Origin of the sequence: Streptococcus sp. HMSC057G03 (assembly GCF_001808745.1) — a bacterium.
GTDB lineage: Bacteria > Bacillota > Bacilli > Lactobacillales > Streptococcaceae > Streptococcus > Streptococcus parasanguinis_Z.
In genome coordinates, this window is record NZ_KV794422.1 from 73,767 (window position 1) to 96,847 (window position 23,081).

Consider the following 23,081-nt stretch of genomic DNA (forward strand, 5'->3'; position numbering starts at 1 on the left):
GATGATTGAATAATTCTAACGAATAAATTTTTATAGAATTTATTAGATTTGTAAAGAAGAACTGTTTGTCTATACTCTCAGGCTGGCCATTAGAGACCAGCCTTTTCTTATAGTTTGAAACTATAGCTAGGTCTTGAAAATGGGAAAACCGCTCTCCTCATAATAGTGATAAAATAGTAATCAGTTAGATTGAATGTTTATCGGAGGGCAATATGAGTAAAAAACGCAATATCAATACTATCTTGGCACAGGCAGGAATCAAGTCGGATAAAGCAACGGGAGCTTTGACGACTCCTTTGCATTTCTCTACGACTTACCAACACCCAGAATTTGGTCAGTCTACAGGTTTTGACTATACCCGTACGAAAAATCCAACACGCGCAACGGCTGAGAAGACTTTGGCAGCTATCGAAAGTGCAGACTATGCTTTGGCGACAAGCTCTGGAATGTCAGCTATTGTGCTTGCTTTTAGCATTTTCCCTGTTGGTTCAAAAGTCTTAGCCGTTCGTGACCTGTATGGAGGTTCTTTCCGCTGGTTTAACCAACAAGAGCAAGAAGGTCGTTTCTCTTTCACCTATGCCAATACAGAAGAAGAACTGATCCACCATCTAGATCATGATCCGGTGGATGTCCTCTATATTGAAACACCAACCAATCCATTGATGTTGGAATTTGATATTGCTCATTTAGCCAAATTGGCCCATGCAAAAGGTGCCAAAGTCGTGGTGGACAATACTTTCTATAGCCCAATCTATCAACGTCCGATTGAAGAGGGAGCAGATATTGTCCTACATTCAGCAACCAAGTACCTAGCTGGTCACAACGATGTCTTGGCTGGTGTTGTCGTGACAAATGATGCAGATCTGTATGACAAACTCTTTTACAATTTGAACACGACAGGTGCTGTTCTTTCCCCATTTGACAGCTATCTGTTGATCCGTGGTCTCAAGACACTCTCTATCCGGATGGAGCGCTCCACTGAGAATGCCCGCAAGGTAGTCGAGTTTTTGAAAACCTCCCCTCAGGTCAAAGAAGTCCTCTACACTGGAAAAGGTGGAATGGTCTCCTTTAAAATTCAAGATGAGAAAAAAATTCCTAACTTGTTGAATTCCCTTCAAGTCTTTACCTTTGCAGAAAGTCTGGGTGGAGTGGAGAGCTTGATCACTTATCCTACCACTCAGACTCATGCGGACATCCCTGCAGAAGTTCGCCATTCATACGGTTTGACAGATGATCTGCTTCGGTTGTCCATCGGAATCGAAGATGCGGATGATTTGATTGACGATTTGAAACAAGCATTGGAGGCTTAAGATGACCAAATATAATTTCACGACTTTACCCAATCGCTTGACCCACCATACCTACAAGTGGAAAGAAACTGAGACAGATCCAGAAATCATTCCAGCTTGGATCGCGGACATGGATTTTAATGTCATTCCAGAAGTACGAGAAGCTGTTATCGGCTATGCAGACCAAATGGTCTATGGCTACACCTATGCATCGGATAGCCTCTACCAGTCTATCCTTGATTGGGAAAAAGAAGAGCATGGCTATTCCTTTGACAAGGAAGCGATCGTCTTTATCGAAGGTGTCGTGCCAGCTATTTCAACAGCCATTCAAGCCTTCACCAAGGAAGGGGATGCTGTCTTAATCAATACGCCAGTCTATCCTCCGTTTGCACGAAGCGTCAAGCTCAATCGTCGAAAATTGATCGAAAATTCATTAGTTGAAAAAGACGGACTTTTCCAAATCGATTTTGATCAGCTAGAAAAAGACATTGTGGAGCAAGAGGTTAAACTCTATGTTTTATGCAATCCGCACAATCCTGGAGGCCGTGTATGGGATCGTGAGGTCTTGGAAAAAATTGGCCATCTCTGTCAAAAACATGGTGTCCTTCTCATTTCAGATGAGATCCACCAAGATTTAGCCTTGTTTGGCCACCGTCATACCAGCTTTAACACAGTTGACCCAAGCTTTAAAGACTTTAGCTTGATCTTAACCAGTGCGACCAAGACTTTCAATATTGCAGGAACAAAAAATTCTTATGTGGTTATTGAAAATCCAAAACTTCGCACAGCTTTTAAACAACGACAATTGGCCAATAATCAACATGAAATCTCAGGATTGGGCTATATTGCAACAGAAGCGGCTTATCGTCACGGCAAACCTTGGTTGACAGAGCTCAAGCAAGTCTTTGAAAAACACATTGACTATGTCGTAGATGAATTGCATGAAAAGACCAAAATCCGTGTCATGAAGCCCCAAGGAACCTATCTTCTTTGGTTGGACTTTTCAGCCTATCCTTATACCGATGATGAGCTGCATGCTAAAATCCATGACCAAGCCAAATTGATTTTGAACCGTGGAACAGATTTCGGAAAAGAAGGAACCTTGCATGCCCGCCTCAATGTGGCAGCTCCCTTCACCCTCATTGAAGAAATCACCAAACGCTTGGTGGAAACTTTTCACAAATAAGTGTTGACTTTCTGTAAGTGAAGGAGTACAATATACTCGAAATACGGTAGGTGAGGCTACCACAAGGATACGGATGACTACCGCAAAGCAGTGGAGACACTACTCGTTGGTCAACAGTTCTGATCGCAAAGGTCAAGACTAAGTTCATTTCATTGCCTTGTGGAGCTAAAGCTTGGACGGTCAGTTTTTTGAGAGTTTTGATTGAAAAATAAATGACGAGTTTCATGAGTCCTACCGATCGAGGGTAGGACTCTTTTTTATGCCTTACCAAGAAAAGAGAAAGGAGAGAGCTATGATACAAATCGACGATCATCCCGAACCGCACCGAACCAGCCAATCGCTGATTTGTGTCCTAGGGACTCCAAAAGTGATTGGCTCCTGATTGAAAAAGGAGATACTAATGCAAACAAATAAAGAAAGACTCATTGCGGCTCTTCAAGAACCACTTGAAAGCACCTTTGCCAACTACAAAACCAGTGCCCTTGGTTTGGTTGACGATCAAGTAGAAGAAAACCGTGATATTTATGGCGAAAATGTCATCACAAAAGGTCAAGAAGATTCCATGATCAAAAAGATCTACGAATCGATCATCAATCCTTTTACGGTGATTTTGTTGGTCATTGCGCTGGTTTCCTTCATTACTAATGTCTGGCTAGCAAAACCAGGTGAACAGGATCCAACGACCTCCATCATCATTGTGACCTTGGTCTTGATCTCTGGTGGTATCCGCTTCATTCAAGAATTGCGGAGCGACAAAGCAGCTAGCAACTTATCACGTATGATTGTCAATACAGCGACCGTTCTGCGTGATGGATCGGAACAAGAAATTCCGATCGATGAAATCGTCGTAGGTGATGTGATCAAACTGAGTGCCGGCGATATGATCCCAGCAGATGTGGTCTTGATTGATTCCCGTGACTTCTTTGTCCAACAATCTGGTCTCACGGGGGAAAGTGATGCTGTTGAAAAGGTTTGTCTCAGAAAAGCCGACAGTCAAAATCTAGATAGTCTCTTGGAAAGTGAAAGTTTGGCCTTTATGGGGACCAATGTCATCTCCGGACGGGCGACAGCCTTGGTCTTGGTCGTGGGAGATGAAACCATGATGGGAGCTATTGAGCAAACCATCAACACTTATGACGAACCAACCTCATTTGAGAGAGAAATGAATACCATCTCTTGGCTCTTGATTCGGCTCATGTTAGTGATGGTGCCCATTGTCTTTGTGATCAATGGCCTCACAGATGGTGACTGGTTAGAAGCGGGTGTCTTTGCCCTCAGCGTTGGGGTTGGTTTGACTCCGGAAATGCTGCCGATGATTATTACAGCGAGTCTTGCTAAGGGCTCCATCATTATGGCAAAAGAAAAAGTCGTTATCAAAAAGCTCAATGCCATCCAAGACCTCGGCGCTATCGATATTTTGTGTACTGATAAGACAGGAACCTTGACCCAAGATGAAATCGTTTTGGAGTATCCGCTTGATATCCATGGCGAGTTGGATCTATCAGTCCTTCGCCGGGCTTACTTGAATTCCTATTTCCAAACCGGGCTAAAAAATTTGATGGACCGAGCGATTATCAATCGGACCCAGAAAGAAGCCAAGAAACATGAAATTGTTCGCGACCTGGATCAAACCTTCCATAAGATTGATGAATTGCCCTTTGATTTTGAACGTCGTCGCATGAGTGTCATTGTCAAAGACGAAGACGGTGTGGTCAGCATGGTGACCAAGGGTGCCTTGGAAGAAATGCTTTCTGTATCGACTTATGTTGAATACAAAGGTGAGATTAAACGCCTGACAGATGAAGTTCGTCAAGAGGTCCTCGCTGAAGTTGCTCAGTTAAATGAACAAGGACTTCGTGTTTTGGGTGTTAGCTACAAAACCGATTTGGACGAAAATGACATCTTTAGTGTTGAAGATGAACGAGACATGATCCTAACTGGTTACCTTGCCTTTCTTGATCCACCAAAACCTTCTGCAGCTCCAGCGATCAAAGCTCTTGCAGAATATGGGGTAACCACCAAGATCTTAACTGGGGACAATGAAAAGGTCACCCAAGCTGTCTGTGAAAAAGTAGGACTAGATGTCGAGCGGATTCTTTTGGGAAGCGAAATCGATACGATGACAGACCAAGAGTTAGCACAAGTTGTGGAAACAACAACGGTCTTTGCCAAACTATCACCAGATCAAAAAGCGCGGATCATCCTCTGCCTCAAGAATAATGGCCACAAGGTTGGTTACATGGGAGATGGGATCAACGATGCTCCATCCATGAAGGTCTCAGACGTTGGGATCTCCGTGGATACCGCTGTGGATATTGCCAAGGAAACAGCAGATGTCATCCTTCTAGATAAGGACTTGATGGTTCTTGAAAAAGGCTTGGTCGAAGGCCGCAAGGTCTATGCCAATATGACCAAGTACATCAAGATGACGGTCTCTTCTAACTTCGGGAACATCTTCTCTCTTCTCTTCGCCAGCATCTTTTTGCCTTTCCTTCCAATGGCTCCCGTTCATTTGATTGTGCTCAATCTTATCTATGATCTTTCTTGTATCGCCCTTCCTTTTGACAATGTCGACAAGGAATTCCTCAAGAAACCTCGTATCTGGGAAGCAAACTCTATCATGCGTTTTATGGCCTGGATTGGTCCCATTTCATCTGTATTTGATATTATTACCTACATGCTTCTTTACTTCCTTGTTGTTCCTATGATTTTAGGTCATGGCTACAACCATGGAGCAGCAGATGCAGCAGCCTTTATCATGGTGTTCCAAACTGGGTGGTTTATCGAATCCATGTGGTCTCAAACCATGGTTATCCATATGTTGCGTTCACCAAAACTGCCATTTATCCAAAGTCGTCCAGCCTTCTCAGTCGTGGTGACGACTCTAGCAGCAGCCTTCTTTGTAACCTCCCTTCCATATAGTCCTTTGGCTTCTATCTTGAAGTTGAGCCAACTAAATGGATTGTACTTTGTTCTATTGTTTGCGATTATCGTCCTTTATATGCTGAGTGTGACGGTTGTCAAACGTATCTATATTAAGAAGTACAAAGAATGGTTGTAATTGATTGATAGAAAGAGTGAGTCCGAACTTAAAAAATTAAGTGTAAGGGCTCTCTTTTTTTGGTAAAATTTGGTATAATAAGAAGAATGTAAAGTTGGAAATGAAGATTTCCATGTGCTGTGAGTATCAAAGAGGGACTGAAAGAAAGAGTAGAGCTTGACTCCGCTTTTATCATAGCTCTTTTTTGAATAATAACAGCTTAGAAAGAAGGATCTCAAAATGGGAAAATTAGAAGTTATTACACATCCACTGATTCAACACAAATTGTCTATTCTCCGTCGCACGGATACCTCTACGAAGGCCTTTCGTGAATTGGTAGATGAAATTGCTATGTTGATGGGCTACGAAGTGTTGCGTGAATTGCCTCTTGAAGATGTTGAAATTGAAACTCCTATTACTAAAACCGTTCAAAAGCAAATCGCAGGGAAGAAATTGGCTATTGTCCCAATTCTTCGTGCAGGGATTGGGATGGTTGATGGTCTCTTGAGTTTGGTACCAGCTGCTAAGGTTGGCCATATCGGGATGTACCGTGATGAAGAAACCTTGAAACCAGTTGAATACTTGGTGAAATTGCCAGAAGATATTGATCAACGTCGTATCTTTGTAGTAGACCCGATGCTTGCTACGGGTGGATCCGCTATTCTAGCGATTGATTCCTTGAAAAAACGCGGCGCTAGCCATATCAAATTTGTCTGCCTAGTATCAGCGCCAGAAGGGGTGAAAGCTCTTCAAGAAGCTCACCCAGATGTGGATATCTTTACAGCAGCCCTCGATGATCATTTGAATGAACATGGCTACATTGTTCCTGGTCTTGGAGATGCAGGTGACCGTTTATTCGGTACCAAATAAGAAGCCATTCATGATTCGTCCGAAAGGTGCTTAAGATTTGACCTTTTTTGACCATTGGTTTATAATAGCACATATACTTTGAACCTCACGAATCGTGAGAATGAATGGATACTAAAGGAGAAGAATAGATGATTCCAGTAGTTATTGAACAAACCAGTCGTGGAGAACGTTCTTACGATATTTATTCCCGTCTGTTGAAAGATCGAATTATCATGGTAACAGGACCAGTTGAGGACCAAATGGCTAACTCCATTATCGCTCAATTGCTCTTCTTGGATGCCCAAGATAATACAAAAGATATCTATATGTATATCAATACACCAGGGGGTTCTGTCTCTGCAGGTCTCGCCATCGTAGATACTATGAACTTTATCAAGTCAGATGTCCAAACCATTGTCATGGGGATGGCAGCCTCTATGGGGACTGTCATTGCTTCAAGCGGTGCGAAGGGCAAACGCTTCATGTTGCCAAACGCCGAGTACATGATTCACCAACCAATGGGTGGTACTGGTGGTGGTACCCAACAAACCGATATGGCGATTGCAGCAGAACACTTGCTCAAAACACGGAATAACTTGGAAAAAATCCTTGCGGAAAATTCAGGTCAATCCATTGAAAAAGTGCATGCTGATGCGGAACGTGATAATTGGATGAGCGCGCAAGAAACACTTGAATATGGCTTTATTGATGAAATCATGGCCAATAATAAATTGGGCTAAACCATCCTATGGGAAGGTCCGTCAAGAGGCTGGGACAAAAGTCCTAGCCTCTCAATTATTTTTGGATTGTAGAGCAAGACGCAGTGGTTGAGTGGGCTCTACTACGCTGATTTCATCAGCTTTTACAGCCCTACTCAACTGTGCGGAGGTGGGACGACGAAATCGAATTCTAACGAATTACCGATTTCTGTCCCACTCTCTTTTTTTGCTCTTATAAAAGAGTAGTTCTTTTTCTTGAAATTTGATATACTAGTAACAGAACGAGAAAGGGATTGACCATGTTTGAGAAACAAGAAAGAACAGGCTTGATTGTTAAATTGTATTACAATCGAGACGGGAAAAAATTACAATCTGTCGGAGATGTCTTGTACCATTCTAAGAAATGCCGTTATGTCCAATTGTATGTGGACAGTGACAAGGCCGATCAAGTCATGGAAGACTTAAAGAAAGAACGTTATGTCAAAAAGGTCTTGCCTTGCCATCTCAAAGATTTAGATACAGATTTTGTGGGGAGTTTGCAACGATTGGAGACCCCATCTGTGGTCACAGAAGGTTAGAAAACGCAATCATTTGATGGATTGCGCTTTTTTTATTGACAATTGTCAGATAATTCGGTATATTCTTAATGTATTTATTTTAAGATTCATTTAAGGAGATCATTACAAATGAAGAAAAAATTTGCTCTTTCATTTTTAACCCTTGCAAGTGTCGCTCTTCTTGCTGCTTGTGGTGAAGTTTCTACTTCAGGTTCAAACACAACTGGTAACGAAATCGGCAAGGAACTAAAAGTCGGTTTTAACTTTGAAAAAACTGGTGAAGTAGCAGCCTACGGTAGCGCTGAACAAAAAGGTGCTCAATTAGCCGTTGATGAAATCAACGCTAAGGGTGGAGCTGACGGTAAGAAGATCGTTGTCACAGATAAAGATAACAAATCTGAAACAGCTGAAGCAGCTACTATTACAACAAACCTTGTGACCCAATCAAAAGTGAACGCTCTTGTAGGACCTGCAACTTCAGGTGCTACTGCAGCAGCGGTTGCCAACGCTGGTAAAGCAGGTGTTCCATTGGTCACACCATCTGCAACTCAAGATGATTTGACAAAAGGTCAAGATTACCTCTTCCGTGCAACCTTTATCGATAGCTTCCAAGGAAAAATCATTGCTAAATACACAACGGATAACTTGAAAGCGAAGAAAGTCGTTCTTTACTACGATAACTCATCTGACTATGCGAAAGGGATTGCTGAAGCCTTCAAGAAATCTTACAAAGGTGAAATCGTAGCAACGGAAACCTTCCAATCTAAGGATACAGACTTCCAAGCTGCCCTTACAAAAATCAAAGATAAAGACTTCGATGCGATTGTTCTTCCAGGTTACTACACAGAAACTGGTAAGATCGTAAACCAAGCGCGTGGTATGGGAATCAAACAACCAATCATTGGTGGTGATGGATTTAGCGATGCTAAGTTCGTTGAACAAGCAACACCTGCTGCAGCTACAGACATCTACTACGTAGCTGGATTCTCTACTGAAGGTGAAATGACTGATAAAGCCAAGAAATTCGTAGAAGCTTACAAAGCGAAATACAATGAAGAACCTTCAATGTTCGCAGCTTTGGCTTATGATTCAGTTTACATGGTTGCAGAAGCATCTAAAGGTGCTAAGAACTCTGTCGAATTGAAAGATAACCTTGCGAAGTTGAAAGACTTGGAAGGTGTGACTGGTACAATGTCAATTGACAAGAACCACAACCCGGTTAAATCAGCTCTTATGATTGGCTTGAAAGATGGTAAAGTCAAATCAGTTGAGTCTGTTAAACCATAATTATCATTTGTTGTTTGTACAAGAGGCTGGGAGAATGAAAATTCCTGGCCTCGCTCTTTATTGTTAGAAAGGATGGTTCAAATGCTCCAGCAATTAGTGAACGGTCTAATCTTGGGAAGTGTCTATGCACTCTTGGCCCTTGGTTATACCATGGTGTATGGAATTATCAAATTGATCAACTTTGCCCATGGGGATATCTACATGGTAGGTGCCTTTATGGGATATTTCTTATTGAACTCGTGGAAAGTGAACTTCTTTGTTGCTTTACTCCTAGCCATGGTTGGGACAGCTATTTTAGGGGTTGTAATTGAATACCTGGCTTATCGTCCACTTCGTCATTCGACTCGGATTGCAGCTTTGATCACAGCCATCGGGGTTTCTTTCTTGCTCGAATATGGGATGGTCTTCTTCGTCGGTGCCAATACCCGTTCCTTCCCGCAAGTGATTAAAACGGTTCGTTACAACTTCGGTCCTATTTCAATCTCCAATATTCAGTTGATGATCTTGGGAGTGTCTGTTTTCTTGATGGTCGCTCTTCAATTTATTATTCAAAAGACAAAGATGGGGAAAGCCATGCGGGCTGTATCTGTCGATAGTGATGCCGCTCAATTGATGGGGATTAACGTAAACCGTACGATCAGCTTTACCTTTGCTTTGGGATCAGCCTTGGCAGGTGCTGGTGGTGTCTTGATTGGTTTGTATTACAACTCGATCGAGCCTTTGATGGGGATGACACCAGGGATCAAAGCCTTTGTCGCAGCCGTTCTTGGAGGAATCGGAATCATTCCAGGTGCGGCCCTAGGTGGATTTGTTATCGGTTTGTTGGAAACCTTTGCTACAGCGATCGGTCTTTCAGACTTCCGTGACGCCATTGTGTATGCCATCTTGATTGTGATCTTGCTCATCCGTCCAGCAGGTATCCTCGGTAAAAATGTGAAAGAGAAGGTGTAAGCCATGAAACAAAATTTAAAAGTGAATTTAGTCTGGCTTGGTCTTTTGGTCGCAGGTTTTGCCTTGATCCAAGTCTTGGTTGCAGCGGGTGTGCTCAACCTCTTCTATATCCAAATTTTAGAACAAATCGGAATTAATATTATCCTTGCGGTTGGCTTGAACCTCATTGTTGGTTTCTCAGGTCAATTCTCACTCGGGCATGCCGGATTTATGGCGATTGGTGCCTACTCTGCAGCCATTCTCGGTTCCAAATTACCAACCTACGGGGCTTTCTTTGGTGCGATGGTTTTAGGTGCTTTGATTGCTGGTGTCGTTGCCTTGATCGTTGGGGTTCCAACCCTTCGTTTGAAAGGGGACTACCTCGCGATTGCGACACTTGGGGTTTCTGAAATCATCCGGATCTTGATCGTTAATGGTGGTACTCTAACAAATGGTGCTGCTGGGATCCTTGGTTTGCCAGCCTTTACAACTTGGCAATTGGTTTACCTCTTTGTCGTCATTACAACGATCTTTACGATTAACTTCTTACGCAGTCCAATTGGGCGCTCTACCCTTTCTGTCCGTGAAGATGAAATCGCAGCAGAATCTGTTGGGATCAATACGACCAAAGTCAAAGTCATCGCCTTTGTATTTGGTGCGATCACAGCGGCGATTGCTGGATCTCTCCAAGCTGGCTTTATCGGCTCTGTTGTTCCTAAAGATTACTCTTTCACCAATACCATTAATGTCTTGATCATTGTCGTGTTTGGTGGTTTGGGATCAATGTCAGGAACAGTTGTAGCAGCCATCGTCTTGGGTATCTTGAATATGGTGCTTCAAGACTTCTCAAGTGTACGTATGATCATTTACTCATTGGCTTTGATTCTCGTGATGATCTTCCGTCCAGGTGGTCTTCTTGGAACATGGGAATTCAGCTTGAAAAAACTACTCTCAAAAAAGGAGGCTAACTAATGGCACTTCTTGAAGTAAAAAATTTAACAAAAAACTTTGGTGGTTTGACAGCCGTTGGGGATGTGACCATGGAACTCAATGAAGGGGAATTGGTTGGGTTGATCGGACCCAACGGTGCCGGTAAAACAACCCTCTTCAACCTCCTAACAGGGGTATATGAACCAAGTGAAGGGACCATTACCTTAGATGGTCAGCTACTAAATGGTAAAGCACCTTATAAAATCGCTGCAGGTGGTCTGGGACGGACTTTCCAAAATATTCGTCTCTTTAAAGATTTGAGCGTTTTGGACAATGTCTTGATTGCCTTTGCTAATCACCATAAACCACATGTCTTTGCGAGTCTTTTCCGCTTGCCAAGCTATTACAAGAATGAAGAAGCTTTGAAAGCGAAAGCACTTGAATTGTTAGCGATTTTTGGTTTGGAAAAAGAAGCAGATACCTTGGCCAAAAACTTAGCTTACGGACAACAACGTCACTTGGAGATCGTTCGTGCCCTTGCTACAGAGCCAAAAATCCTCTTCTTGGATGAACCTGCTGCAGGGATGAACCCTCAAGAAACAGCAGAATTGACCCAATTGATTCGTCGCATTCAAAAAGAATTTAATATTACGATCATGCTGATTGAGCACGATATGAGCTTGGTTATGGAAGTAACGGAACGGATTTATGTATTGGAATACGGTCGCTTGATTGCCCATGGTACGCCAGATGAAATCAAGACCAACAAACGCGTAATCGAAGCCTATCTAGGAGGTGAAGCCTAATGACTATGTTAAAAGTTGAAAATCTTTCTGTACACTATGGCATGATCCAGGCTGTCCGTGATGTCAGTTTCGAGGTAAACGAAGGGGAAGTTGTCTCTCTTATCGGTGCTAACGGTGCTGGGAAAACATCTATTCTTCGTACCATTTCAGGTTTGGTGCGTCCAAGTGCTGGGAAAATCGAGTTTTTAGGTCAAGAGATTCAAAAGGTTCCGGCTCAAAAGATTGTAGCAGCGGGACTCTCTCAAGTTCCAGAAGGCCGCCACGTCTTTCCAGGCTTGACCGTTATGGAAAACTTGGAAATGGGAGCTTTCTTGAAGAAAGATCGAGAAGAAAACCAAGCTAACTTGAAGAAAGTCTTCTCCCGTTTCCCACGTTTGGAAGAACGGAAGAACCAAGATGCAGCAACCCTATCTGGTGGGGAACAACAAATGCTAGCAATGGGTCGTGCACTTATGTCAACGCCAAAACTCTTGCTTCTGGATGAACCTTCTATGGGATTGGCTCCAATCTTTATCCAAGAAATCTTTGATATCATCCAAGATATCCAAAAACAAGGAACAACGGTTCTCTTGATCGAGCAAAATGCCAACAAGGCCCTTTCCATCGCAGACCGCGGTTATGTTTTGGAAACAGGGAAAGTCGTTCTTTCCGGAACAGGAAAAGAACTCTTAGCCTCAGAAGAAGTCCGCAAGGCCTACCTTGGTGGATAAGATTTCTAAAGTTCACTAGAATGTTAAAAAGAAAGGTCTTGAAGACCTTTCTTCGGATTGATGACAAAGATAATTTAGAAACTTTCCTTAGGTGAGTACGGACGTCAGCGAACTTCGAAGAAGTTCCATGACTTAGTTTTGAGCCTAAAGTCTCAAAACTCCCGAGTGCTTGAAACAATCTTGTTTCAAGCACTTTTCTCACGGCGGAAAGTTTCTATATACTCCTAATGATTCAAAAATAGCATAATTTCTATTATGAAGAAACATTAATCTAATTTTATAGGAAAAACAGTTTGAATATGTTCGAAAGAAAGGTCCTGAAGGCCTTTCTTTTTTCATTTGTACTGGCTGAGATTTTTTCTTAGTAAAATAATTTAAAATATATAATTTCCTTTATTAATTTGGTAAAATAAACGTAATTACTAATGACTGAAATGGATAATAAGTTATGCATATAGATCGAAAAATTCAATTGGGTGAATTATATAAGGAACTAAGAATCGCCAGAGGCTTAAAACAAAAGGATGTTGCTAGAAAAGGATTAAGCATAGCACAATTGTCTAAATTTGAGAATGGGCAAACAATGTTAAGTGCTGATAAATTATTAATAGCGATAGAATCAATTCACATGACTTTTGAAGAGTTTGGCCATAAATTAAATAATTATGAATTACCTAAAGATATTATTTTAGGTAAGAAGATATCCACTTTATTTTTGAAACAGGATATTAAAGGATTAGAGTATCTATTAACCGAAGTATTACAGAGTGAAGAGACGGATCAATATCAAAGAATTCAGTCGTTTATTATTGAAAATGCGATTCATTCATTAGATCAAAACTATGAAATAAATATAGAAGATAGAAAAGTATTGGTAGATTATCTATTTTCAATTGAATCTTGGACATGGTTTGAATTATATGTATTTGGAAATACAATGACTTTAATTTCTGATGAAGATTTATTATTTTTTGGAGATCAGCTTGCGGAAAGGACTAAAGATTATAATTTTCTTAAACACAATTTAAGTTCTTTAAAATTAACGTACATAAATTTAATTGGCGAATTAATTTTAAGAAAAATTGATACTCAAGTTCCATTGTTTATACTCGAGCTAGAAAAGCTTCTTTTCCCATATGATATGCTAGAAATCATGTTGTTGAAATTTTTAAAATTAGTAAATGGTTACTTAAAGTCAAAAAATTCTAAAAAGGAAATTAAACAATTTATAGAGTCTCTTCGAGTTGTTGGTGATAGTCAACTGATTAATATTTTAGAGGTAAAATTGGACCAGTTTGGGATACATATAAATTAGGCAAAAGATCAGATGTATGAGATAGGATATTTCATATTTGAAACTCTGTTAAATATTTAAAATTTAGTAGTAAACTATATTTAGATATAACAATTAAATACTTCGATATTTCGTTAATTCATATAAAAGAAAAAGTAATTCTGAAAAACTTAAAAATATTTTTTTATTTGAATGAAGTTATGTATATCAAGTTTCTACTAGAAAGGTATAGCAGATGAAAGTTTTTTTAAGAAATATTTTTTTTAGGAATCTGGTCTTGTCTAGTTTCTTCGATGATTTAGGATCAACTATTTATAATCTTGTTTTTGTAGTTTTTGCAGCAAGTATGGCGAATAGTAAATTGGCGGTTGGTGTAGCAAGTTTTATACAATATATTCCAACGATTTGTGCTCTTTTTATTGCAATGCAGGCTGACAAAACAAAGAATAAGAAATTGTGGTTGCTATTATTAGGATATATACAAGCAGTATTATTTATTATGGTTGCGTTCTTATCGAAAGAAAATTCATGGCTAGTTTTCTCGATTGTATGTTTCATTAACATCCTATCAGATTGTATTGCAGAGTACAGAAGAGGCTTAGTATTACCCATGTTTCAGTCCCACATTCCCGAAGAAGAGCTGATGGAAGCGTACTCTTTTGATCAAGTAATTAGTCAAATAACTTTGATTTCTGGTCAAACTTTGGGAGTTTGGTTACTAACGATTTCTCATAATAATTTCTTCTTTTTAGCTACGATAAATGCTATAAGTTTCTTATTATCATCGATGGTATTGCTTAAAATCCAAAGACAATTGACACATCCAGAAGTTAATTATTCACCAGAAAATGGGTTTATCTCACAACTTAAGAACCTTTACAAAAATAGTAAAAGTATATTTAAATATCAAGAGAAAGTACGTTTTGGTCTAATGATTTTTTCAATTTTAGGATTAAATTCGTTAGGCAGTGCTATTTTAATAATGTACAATCTGAAATTTACAGAAATAACTCCTTTTGGTTTATCTTTTGCTCAGTCGGTATTTTTACTTCAAACAATATTATTTGTTTCAGCCCTAATTGGTGGAATGACCCCTAATGATTATTTTTCTAAACTATCACTTATTAAAATACTTCAAATAGATAGTGGATTATTAATAGTCATAGGAATATGTGGTTGGATAAATGGTTTGGAAATTATTTCCTTTAGTGTGTTGGCATTCATGATGTATCTTAGTAGTAAGGTAAATCCCAAATTAAATAGTCTCTTAATGGCAAAACTTCCACCGGATATTCTTGCACAAACTAGTAGTTTTTTTAAGGTTATATCAGTATTATCAATGCCAATAGCAACTATTTTATTTACAAGTTTATCTATGTGGAACTCTCAGTTTGCCTGGGGTATATTCTTATTATTATCCATTGTGGTATTTGTACTTTCCTTATCTTCTAATAAATCGGTTACTAGTGACTAAGATTAGTTTACAAGATTAAATGTTGCATAAAAAGGTACGTGTGTTTGATTTTTCTAAATTTTGAAAACAAGAGAAAACTGCTGAAAGCGTTTGAAATCATTCTTAAAATCAAGTATAATGAAACTAATAAAAGCATAGGAGAACTTGTTATGGCTGTTAAAGATTTTATGACACGTAAAGTGGTTTACATTAGTCCAGATACTACAATTGCCCACGCGGCAGATTTGATGCGCGAACAAGGTTTGCACCGTTTGCCAGTCATTGAAAACGATAAATTGGTTGGTTTGGTGACAGAAGGTACGATTGCAGAAGCAAGTCCATCTAAAGCAACAAGCTTGTCTATTTTCGAGATGAACTATCTGTTGAACAAGACCAAGGTCAAAGATGTCATGCTTCGCAATGTCATTACCGTCTCTAAATTTGCAAGCTTAGAAGATGCTACTTACCTCATGTATAAGAACAAGGTGGGAATTCTTCCAGTCGTGGACAATGACCAAGTATCCGGTGTCATCACAGACCGTGATATTTTCCGTGCTTTCCTTGAAGTATCCGGTTATGGAGAAGAAGGAGTTCGTGTTCGCTTTGTGACAGAAGATAAGGTTGGCGTTCTAGAACAAATCATTCACTTGATTGTAGAAGAAGGGTACAACATCGCCAATACAGTCAATATCCCAACCAAAGACGATCGTGTGGTTATCGAAGTCCAAATTGATGGGGTGACAGATCTAGAAGGAATCCGTAGTAAATTTGAAGCCAACGGTTTGAAAGTCGATGAAATCACTCGAACAACCGCAAAAGCTATTTAATAAAAAAATCAGGCTGGATGACAATCCAGTCTGATTTTTCTATTAACGGTTAATGGGTTGTTTTTCTTTATCTAAAGTAAAACCTTCGCCGAGAATTTCATGGGCTTCAGAAATGGTGATAAAGGCGAATGGATCGATCTGATTGATGATGTCTTTCATTTGTTTCATCTCATTCCGCGAAACAACACAGTAGACAATATCCAGGTCCTTACGGCTGTAGTAGCCCATCCCGCGGATAAAGGTAATCCCGCGACCCAGATCATCAGATACCTTTTTGGCAATTTCTTCTGGTTTAGAGGTGACGATAAGGAAGCCTTTTCCAGCAAAACCACCTTCCCCAATCAAGTCAATTACAAGCGTATCGATCAGGATAAAGAAGAGAGTGTACATGGCTGTACGGACATCTTGGAAGACAATGACCACAGTTGTCAGAACAATGGCATCGACAATCAACATGAGCTTTCCCATACTGAGGGAAGTGTATTTGTTAAAGATGCGAGCGAGGATATCTGTTCCTCCAGTAGTTCCACCAGCATTGAAGATGATCCCTAGTCCTAAACCAAGCACGACCCCTGAGGCAATACAGGCAAGAAGAATATCTCCTTTAAAGGCTGTAAAAATAAAGTGGTGGTAGTGGTGGCTGAGAGGCATGGCTTCAAAGAGTGCCATCCAAGCTGAAACCGAGAAAGTCCCAAGTAAGCTCAGATAAAGAGATTTCTTGCCCAGCAGTTTCCAAGCCAGAACGAAAAGAGGGATATTGATCAGCAAGTTCATCAGGGATACGGGGACTTTTAAGAGGTAATAGGTGATCAAGGTAATCCCTGTTGCTCCTCCTTCATAGAAGTGAAAGGGAATGACCAAAAAATAGATCCCAAATGAAAAAATGCCGGCCCCCAAGATGATAGCCAGAATATCTTTAAATTTAAACATGATAGGTTGTCTCCTAAAACTTTATAAGATCATTGTAACAAAAAAGTGAAAAAATGAAAATGACTTTGAAAAATTTTCTCTCCTAAAATACAAGATTTTTACCCTTATTTTTGGTAAAATAAAAAGAAGAAAACTAGAAAGAGGATACTATGGTAAACGGTACATTAATTTCATTTGAAGGTCCAGAAGGAGCGGGGAAATCATCGGTCCTAGAAGCCGTTTTGCCTCTACTTGAAGAAAAAGGAATTCCTTTTATTACAACCCGTGAACCAGGCGGTGTAGACATTGCCGAAAAGATCCGCCAAGTCATTTTAGATCCAGACCATACGAGTATGGATGCCAAGACGGAGTTGTTGCTCTATATTGCTAGTCGCCGGCAGCATTTGGTGGAACGTGTCCTGCCAGCCCTTGCAGCTGGGAAGGTTGTCTTGATGGACCGCTTTATTGATAGCTCGGTCGCTTATCAAGGGTATGGTCGCGGTCTGAGTGTGGAAGATATCGAGTGGCTCAATCAATTTGCGACAGATGGTCTTAAACCAGATCTCACCCTTTACTTTGATGTGGATGTCGAAGAAGGGCTCGCTCGAATTGCGAAAAACCAAGAGCGGGAAGTCAATCGTTTGGATTTGGAAGGATTGGAGCTTCACCAAAAAGTCAGACAGGGTTATTTGGCCTTGTATGAAAAGGAACCAGAGCGCATTGTGAAAATCGATGCCAGTCAATCCTTTGAAGCAGTCTTTGCGGCTGTCTTGGCTGTTTTAGAAAATCGCTTGGGGATATTGAAATGAAGCTAGAAGAGATCCAACAGCTTCAGCCAGAATTGGTGGAGCGCTTTACCCAGATCTTAGAACACAAACAGCTCAGTCATGCTTATCTCTTTACGGGTTCTTTTGCCAGTTTTGAGATGGCCCTCTTGCTAGCTCAAAGTCAATTTTGCGAAGATTTGCAGGGAGTCTGGCCTTGTGGTAAATGCCGTTCCTGCCGCTTGATTGCAGAAGAAGAATTCTCAGACGTAAAGATCGTGCGTCCAGTCAACCAGATCATTAAAACGGACCGCATTCGTTCGCTGGTTCAAGACTTTTCTCAATCAGGATTTGAAGGAAGCCGGCAGGTCTTTATCGTCCAAGATGCGGATAAGATGCATACCAATGCGGCCAACTCTCTCTTAAAAGTTATGGAAGAACCCCAGAGTGAGATCTATCTCTTCTTGTTGACATCCGATGAAAACTTGATCTTACCGACCATCAAGAGTCGGGCCCAGCAGGTCCATTTTCCTAAAAAGCAAGCCTACCTAACCGAACTGCTAGAAAAAGAAGGCTTGATCAAATCACAGGCAAGTCTAGTAGCTCGTTTTAGTTTTAGTCTCGAAGAGGCAGAGCAGCAAAAAAAGAATGCTACGTTTTTTGAACTGGCAAAAGTTTGTGATCAATTCATCGAACGTTGTCAATCCAATTTGAATCGTGCTTATTTGGAAGTGACCCGCTTAGTAAGCCTAGCAGATGATAAGGAAAAACAAAGCCAGGCCTTTCGTTTGATGGAGTTGGTTTTAGAAGAGCAGTTGCGCTTGAGTAGATCCCAGCAGTTGCTTGAGAAATTGAGTCTTGCTCGCGGGATGTGGAAGGCCAATGTTTCTTTTCAAAATGCTCTAGAATATATGGTTTTGAGCTTAGAAAGTTAAGGAGTCAGAATGAATAAAAAAGAATTATTTGATGCTTTAGACGGCTTCTCTCAGAATTTGTTGGTCACCTTGGCTGAAGTCGAAGCCATCAAGAAAAATTTGAAACAAGTCATCGAAGAAAATACAGCTCTTCGCTTAGAAAATGATAAATTGAGAGAGCGTTTGGGGGAAGTTGAGAAAACTTCTTCCGCAAAGTCCCAACACCATGGTCGTGAAAATTTGCAACGTATTTACAATGACGGTTTTCATATCTGCACTTATTCCTACGGTCAACGCCGTGAAAACGATGAAGAGTGTATGTTTTGTGACGAGTTGTTATTTAGGGAGTAGACATGCAGATCCAACGAAGTTTTAAAGGGGAAAAGAAAACAGGGGTGCTTTACCTGGTCCCAACACCGATCGGCAATCGTGAGGATATGAGTTACCGCATGGTCCAGACCCTAAAGGATGTGGACTTGATCGCAGCTGAGGATACTAGAAATACAGGCCTCTTGCTCAAGCATTTTGAGATTACGACACCCCAGACCAGCTTTCATGAGCACAATGCCATGGAGAAAATTCCAGATCTGATCGCCCATTTAGAATCTGGAAAAGACTTAGCGCAAGTCTCAGATGCAGGACTTCCTAGTATTTCTGACCCTGGTCATGATTTGGTCAAGGCAGCGATTGAACGAGAGATTCCTGTCGTAGCTGTTCCTGGTCCTAGTGCAGGTATAACGGGTTTGATTGCCAGTGGCCTAGCCCCTCAACCTCATATTTTTTATGGATTTCTGCCTCGCAAAGAGGGGCAACAGAAGGCCTTTTTCCAAGAAAAAGTGGCCTATCCGGAGACCCAGATCTTTTATGAGTCTCCCCATCGAGTGAAGGCAACCTTAGAGAATATGTTGGCTGTCTATGGGGATCGTCCTGTCGTATTGGTTCGTGAATTGACAAAGATCTACGAGGAATATACTCGCGGCAGTATTTCTGAGTTAGTCGCATTTCTTGAAGAAAATCCTCTCAAAGGGGAGTGTCTCTTGATCGTCGAAGGAGCCAAGGAAGAAGAGCTAGACCTAGAAGAGGTCGACTTGATCCAAGAGATCGATACCTTGGTCCAAGAGGGGATGAAGAAGAATCAAGCAATTAAACAGGTCGCCAAACAATACGGCTTGCAAAAGAGTGAGCTCTATGCTCGTTACCATCAAGAGTAGGAAAGGTTGGAAGCAGGATGGAAATTAGAATGGCTTATCCCAACGAGATTAAGCGAATTATGGAAATCATCCAAGATGCCAAGGAAAGCCTGGCTCAAAGACAGGTCGACCAGTGGCAGGATGGCTATCCAGATGAAGAGATCATTTTTGAGGATATTCTAGAAAGTCGTGGCTATGTGGCCGTTGAAGACCAAGAGGTCGTAGCCTATGCAGCTGTCCACAAGGGAAATGAAGCGGCCTATAATGAGATTTACGATGGCAAGTGGGAGCATGACAACTATATGTATATCACTTTTCACCGTGTCGCTGTAGCCAAAGAAGCTGCTGGCAAAGGGGTAGCTCAGACCTTCCTTCAAGGTTTAATCGAAGGGGAAAAAGGACCGGATTTCCGTTGCGATACGCACCCAGATAATCTGGTCATGCAACATTTGCTTGAAAAATTGGGCTACCATTATTGTGGAAAGGTCCCTATTGATGGAGTCCGTATGGCTTATCAAAAGATCAAACGAAAAGCAGAAACTAGTCTATTCCAAGTGGTCTCAGAAGAAGACCGCTGGGACCAAAGAGCAGAAGCAGCCTACAATGACTCTCTATCTTAAACAATTTTATGAAAGCCCTATGGGGCTTCTTTCGATCATTGTCAGTGAAGAAGGCCTTGTAGAGCTTGATTTTTATGATCCGAAAGAGGAGGCGCCTGATTCCTATGGGGCGCTGGAGCAGGTCCATCCCTACCATGAGAAGGTAATGGAGTGGTTGGACCACTATTTTGCGGGGGATCCAATCGCTATCAGTTTTCCACTAGCACCGCAAGGAACAGCCTTCCAAGAGCGTGTGTGGCAGTTATTGCGAGAGATCCCATATGGTGAGACCAAGACCTATGGCCAGCTGGCCCAGGATCTTTCTTGTGGTTCAGCCCAGGCCGTGGGACAGGCTGTCGGACGCAATCCCTTGACGATCTTAGTCCCTTGCCACCGTGTGATGGGAAAAGATGGACAACTGACGGGCTACGCGTCTGGACTCGATCGCAAACGCTGGCTCTTACACCATGAAGGAATTACCTGGAAGGAGAAGTGAAATCGATGTATACCTTTATTGAATATCCAAAATGTTCGACTTGTCGAAAGGCTAAATCAGAATTGGACGGTCTCCAATGTGAGTTCCAAAGCCAAAACATTGTCACAGAAACACCGACTAGCAAAGAATTGCAAGACTGGATGGCAGCATCTGGCCTACCGATCAAGTCTTTCTTCAATACTAGCGGAATGAAATACCGTGAACTCGGTTTGAAAGATAAGGTGGATCAACTGACAGTGAAAGAAGCGGCGGATCTCCTTGCTTCAGACGGTATGCTGATCAAGCGGCCTTTGCTTGTCAAAGACGGAAAAGTTGTTCAAGTGGGCTACCGAAAACCATACGCAGACTTAGGTTTGTAAAAGAAAAGGGAGTTGGATTTTCTTCAGATCTATAATAAAGGTATGCCAGAAGCTTTCCTTGGGTGAGTACGGACGTCAGCGAACTTCAAAGAAGTTCCATGACTTAGTTTTGGACCTAAGGTTCCAAAACTCCCGAGTGCTAGAAACAATAGTGTTTCTAGCACTTTTCTCACGGCGGAAAGTTTCGGTATATTCTTTATGAGATTCATAAGTTAGAACTTATTTTGATTTCTTGACAAAATCGCGTAACCTATCTTACTTATAATTTATTTATATATATTCTAAAGGGAGTTGGGCTCCCTTTTCATTTTGTAGTGAAGATGATATAATCATACGAGTGAAATCAATGAAAGAGAGTCAAGCATGAGTATTTTAGAAGTGAAAAATTTGAGTCACGGTTTTGGGGACCGTGCGATTTTTGAGGATGTGTCCTTCCGTTTGCTAAAGGGAGAACATATCGGTCTTGTCGGGGCCAATGGTGAAGGGAAATCCACCTTCATGAGCATCGTGACGGGCAAGATGCAACCTGACGAAGGGAAGGTCGAGTGGTCTAAGTATGTGACGGCAGGTTACCTGGATCAGCATTCGGTCTTAGAAGAAGGACAAACGGTTCGCGATGTCTTACGGACCGCTTTTGATGAGTTGTTCACAGCTGAAGCTCGCATCAATGACCTCTATATGGCCATGGCGGAAGAGGGAGCCGATGTTGATGCTCTGATGGAAGAGGTTGGAGAACTCCAAGAGCGTCTAGAAAGCCGTGATTTTTATACCTTGGATGCCAAGATCGATGAAGTGGCGCGTGCTCTTGGGGTTATGGATTTTGGCATGGACACGGATGTGACTTCCTTATCAGGTGGGCAACGGACCAAGGTCCTCTTGGCCAAACTCTTACTTGAGAAACCAGATATCCTTCTCTTGGACGAGCCGACCAACTACTTGGATGCAGAGCATATCGATTGGCTCAAACGCTACTTGCAGAATTATGAAAATGCCTTTGTCCTCATTTCCCACGACATTCCTTTCTTGAATGATGTGATCAATATCGTCTACCATGTGGAAAATCAGCAGTTAACCCGCTATTCAGGAGACTACTACCAATTCCTTGAAGTCTATGAAATGAAGAAATCGCAATTGGAAGCGGCTTATGAGCGCCAGCAAAAAGAGATTGCTGATTTGAAAGATTTCGTAGCCCGCAATAAGGCGCGTGTGGCGACACGGAATATGGCCATGTCTCGTCAGAAGAAGCTGGACAAGATGGAACTTATTGAGTTGCAAAGTGAGAAACCAAAGCCATCCTTTGAATTTAAAAATGCCCGGACTCCTGGCCGCTTTATCTTCCAGGCCAAGGATCTCCAGATTGGGTATGATCGTCCTTTGACCAAGCCTTTGAACTTAACCTTCGAGCGCAATCAAAAGGTGGCCATCATCGGGGCCAACGGGATCGGGAAAACCACTCTCTTGAAGAGCTTGTTAGGAATCATCCCGCCGATCGCTGGAGAAGTCGAGCGGGGAGATTACCTAGAGCTTGGTTACTTCGAGCAAGAGGTCGAAGGTGGCAATCGTCAGACACCGCTTGAGGCGGTCTGGAATGCCTTTCCGGCTCTCAACCAAGCAGAAGTCCGTGCCGCCCTTGCCCGTTGTGGTTTGACCACCAAACATATCGAGAGCCAAATTCAGGTGCTATCTGGTGGGGAGCAAACCAAGGTACGCTTCTGTCTCTTGATGAACCGTGAAAACAATGTCTTGGTACTAGACGAGCCGACCAACCACTTGGATGTGGATGCCAAAGATGAATTGAAACGGGCTCTGAAAGAGTACAAGGGATCGATTCTCATGGTTTGCCACGAGCCAGATTTCTATGAAGGCTGGATGGACCAAATCTGGGACTTTAATGAATTGACGTAAAGACAAAAAGAGAACTGCATGGTTCTCTTTTCAGATTCTTCTTAGAAACTTTCCTTAGGTGAGTACGG

23 protein-coding genes and 1 riboswitch are annotated in these 23,081 nt (G+C 41.6%); of the genes, 22 read left to right on the forward strand and 1 reads right to left on the reverse strand.

The window, feature by feature from the left end:
• Nucleotides 1–212: 212 nt before the first annotated feature.
• From HMPREF2686_RS04040 to HMPREF2686_RS04105, 14 genes are all read left to right on the forward strand, one after another.
• On the forward strand, nt 213–1,310 hold the full coding sequence (locus HMPREF2686_RS04040) for a cystathionine gamma-synthase (RefSeq protein ID WP_070449302.1): 1,098 nt from the start codon (nt 213–215) through the stop codon (nt 1,308–1,310).
• A gap of 1 nt (nt 1,311) precedes the next feature.
• The gene (locus tag HMPREF2686_RS04045; protein ID WP_070449304.1) at nt 1,312–2,475 is read left to right on the forward strand and encodes a MalY/PatB family protein; all 1,164 of its coding nucleotides are present in this window, start codon (nt 1,312–1,314) and stop codon (nt 2,473–2,475) included.
• Between the two features lie 35 nt (nt 2,476–2,510).
• A riboswitch (M-box (ykoK) riboswitch) is annotated at nt 2,511–2,668 on the forward strand.
• A gap of 207 nt (nt 2,669–2,875) precedes the next feature.
• A complete protein-coding gene (gene mgtA, locus HMPREF2686_RS04050; RefSeq protein ID WP_061591026.1) occupies nt 2,876–5,536 on the forward strand; it encodes a magnesium-translocating P-type ATPase in 2,661 nt (886 codons plus the stop codon).
• A 219-nt stretch (nt 5,537–5,755) separates the two neighbouring features.
• Complete coding sequence (gene upp / locus HMPREF2686_RS04055; protein WP_003005574.1) at nt 5,756–6,385, forward strand: uracil phosphoribosyltransferase; 630 nt, start codon at nt 5,756–5,758, stop codon at nt 6,383–6,385.
• A 128-nt stretch (nt 6,386–6,513) separates the two neighbouring features.
• Nucleotides 6,514–7,104 (forward strand): ATP-dependent Clp protease proteolytic subunit ClpP, encoded by a 591-nt coding sequence (clpP, locus tag HMPREF2686_RS04060; protein WP_049471750.1) that lies wholly within the window; start codon nt 6,514–6,516, stop codon nt 7,102–7,104.
• 278 nt (nt 7,105–7,382) lie between these two features.
• Entirely contained in the window at nt 7,383–7,661 is a 279-nt protein-coding gene (locus HMPREF2686_RS04065; RefSeq protein WP_003013098.1) for a DUF2129 domain-containing protein, read from the forward strand.
• 108 nt (nt 7,662–7,769) lie between these two features.
• Nucleotides 7,770–8,927, forward strand: coding sequence for an ABC transporter substrate-binding protein (locus HMPREF2686_RS04070; RefSeq protein ID WP_049471819.1), 1,158 nt, complete (start codon nt 7,770–7,772; stop codon nt 8,925–8,927).
• An 81-nt stretch (nt 8,928–9,008) separates the two neighbouring features.
• Nucleotides 9,009–9,878 (forward strand): branched-chain amino acid ABC transporter permease, encoded by an 870-nt coding sequence (locus tag HMPREF2686_RS04075; RefSeq protein WP_021153669.1) that lies wholly within the window; start codon nt 9,009–9,011, stop codon nt 9,876–9,878.
• Nucleotides 9,879–9,881: 3 nt separating this feature from the next.
• Nucleotides 9,882–10,829, forward strand: a complete 948-nt coding sequence (locus tag HMPREF2686_RS04080; protein WP_049506474.1) for a branched-chain amino acid ABC transporter permease — start codon at nt 9,882–9,884, stop codon at nt 10,827–10,829.
• On the forward strand, nt 10,829–11,593 hold the full coding sequence (locus HMPREF2686_RS04085) for an ABC transporter ATP-binding protein (RefSeq protein ID WP_003005595.1): 765 nt from the start codon (nt 10,829–10,831) through the stop codon (nt 11,591–11,593). The genes HMPREF2686_RS04080 and HMPREF2686_RS04085 overlap by 1 nt, the downstream gene beginning before the upstream one ends.
• Entirely contained in the window at nt 11,593–12,303 is a 711-nt protein-coding gene (locus HMPREF2686_RS04090; RefSeq protein ID WP_049506473.1) for an ABC transporter ATP-binding protein, read from the forward strand. The genes HMPREF2686_RS04085 and HMPREF2686_RS04090 overlap by 1 nt, the downstream gene beginning before the upstream one ends.
• Before the next feature lie 448 nt (nt 12,304–12,751).
• Nucleotides 12,752–13,618 (forward strand): Rgg/GadR/MutR family transcriptional regulator, encoded by an 867-nt coding sequence (locus HMPREF2686_RS04095; protein WP_045759742.1) that lies wholly within the window; start codon nt 12,752–12,754, stop codon nt 13,616–13,618.
• 214 nt (nt 13,619–13,832) lie between these two features.
• Nucleotides 13,833–15,071, forward strand: coding sequence for an MFS transporter (locus HMPREF2686_RS04100; RefSeq protein WP_045759741.1), 1,239 nt, complete (start codon nt 13,833–13,835; stop codon nt 15,069–15,071).
• 149 nt (nt 15,072–15,220) lie between these two features.
• Nucleotides 15,221–15,877, forward strand: coding sequence for a CBS domain-containing protein (locus HMPREF2686_RS04105; protein ID WP_049506476.1), 657 nt, complete (start codon nt 15,221–15,223; stop codon nt 15,875–15,877).
• A 42-nt stretch (nt 15,878–15,919) separates the two neighbouring features.
• Here the strand turns inward: HMPREF2686_RS04105 and HMPREF2686_RS04110 are convergent, their stop codons facing one another.
• Nucleotides 15,920–16,807 (reverse strand): YitT family protein, encoded by an 888-nt coding sequence (locus HMPREF2686_RS04110; RefSeq protein WP_049506477.1) that lies wholly within the window; start codon nt 16,805–16,807, stop codon nt 15,920–15,922.
• Between the two features lie 149 nt (nt 16,808–16,956).
• Here HMPREF2686_RS04110 and tmk point away from each other — a divergent pair, with 149 nt between their 5' ends.
• The 8 genes from tmk (at nt 16,957) to HMPREF2686_RS04150 (ending at nt 23,013) form a co-directional block, all read left to right on the forward strand.
• The gene (gene tmk / locus HMPREF2686_RS04115; RefSeq protein ID WP_070449307.1) at nt 16,957–17,595 is read left to right on the forward strand and encodes a dTMP kinase; all 639 of its coding nucleotides are present in this window, start codon (nt 16,957–16,959) and stop codon (nt 17,593–17,595) included.
• Complete coding sequence (locus HMPREF2686_RS04120; protein ID WP_070449308.1) at nt 17,592–18,485, forward strand: DNA polymerase III subunit delta'; 894 nt, start codon at nt 17,592–17,594, stop codon at nt 18,483–18,485. The genes tmk and HMPREF2686_RS04120 overlap by 4 nt, the downstream gene beginning before the upstream one ends.
• Before the next feature lie 9 nt (nt 18,486–18,494).
• The gene (gene yabA / locus HMPREF2686_RS04125) at nt 18,495–18,815 is read left to right on the forward strand and encodes a DNA replication initiation control protein YabA (protein ID WP_003005416.1); all 321 of its coding nucleotides are present in this window, start codon (nt 18,495–18,497) and stop codon (nt 18,813–18,815) included.
• Nucleotides 18,816–18,817: 2 nt separating this feature from the next.
• The gene (rsmI, locus tag HMPREF2686_RS04130; protein ID WP_049506480.1) at nt 18,818–19,675 is read left to right on the forward strand and encodes a 16S rRNA (cytidine(1402)-2'-O)-methyltransferase; all 858 of its coding nucleotides are present in this window, start codon (nt 18,818–18,820) and stop codon (nt 19,673–19,675) included.
• 17 nt (nt 19,676–19,692) lie between these two features.
• The gene (locus HMPREF2686_RS04135; protein WP_070449310.1) at nt 19,693–20,274 is read left to right on the forward strand and encodes a GNAT family N-acetyltransferase; all 582 of its coding nucleotides are present in this window, start codon (nt 19,693–19,695) and stop codon (nt 20,272–20,274) included.
• The gene (locus tag HMPREF2686_RS04140) at nt 20,258–20,749 is read left to right on the forward strand and encodes a methylated-DNA--[protein]-cysteine S-methyltransferase (RefSeq protein WP_070449312.1); all 492 of its coding nucleotides are present in this window, start codon (nt 20,258–20,260) and stop codon (nt 20,747–20,749) included. The genes HMPREF2686_RS04135 and HMPREF2686_RS04140 overlap by 17 nt, the downstream gene beginning before the upstream one ends.
• 5 nt (nt 20,750–20,754) lie before the next feature.
• Complete coding sequence (locus HMPREF2686_RS04145) at nt 20,755–21,108, forward strand: arsenate reductase family protein (protein ID WP_049491206.1); 354 nt, start codon at nt 20,755–20,757, stop codon at nt 21,106–21,108.
• 363 nt (nt 21,109–21,471) lie between these two features.
• Nucleotides 21,472–23,013, forward strand: coding sequence for an ABC-F family ATP-binding cassette domain-containing protein (locus HMPREF2686_RS04150; RefSeq protein ID WP_070449313.1), 1,542 nt, complete (start codon nt 21,472–21,474; stop codon nt 23,011–23,013).
• The last annotated feature ends 68 nt before the right edge of the window (nt 23,014–23,081 follow it).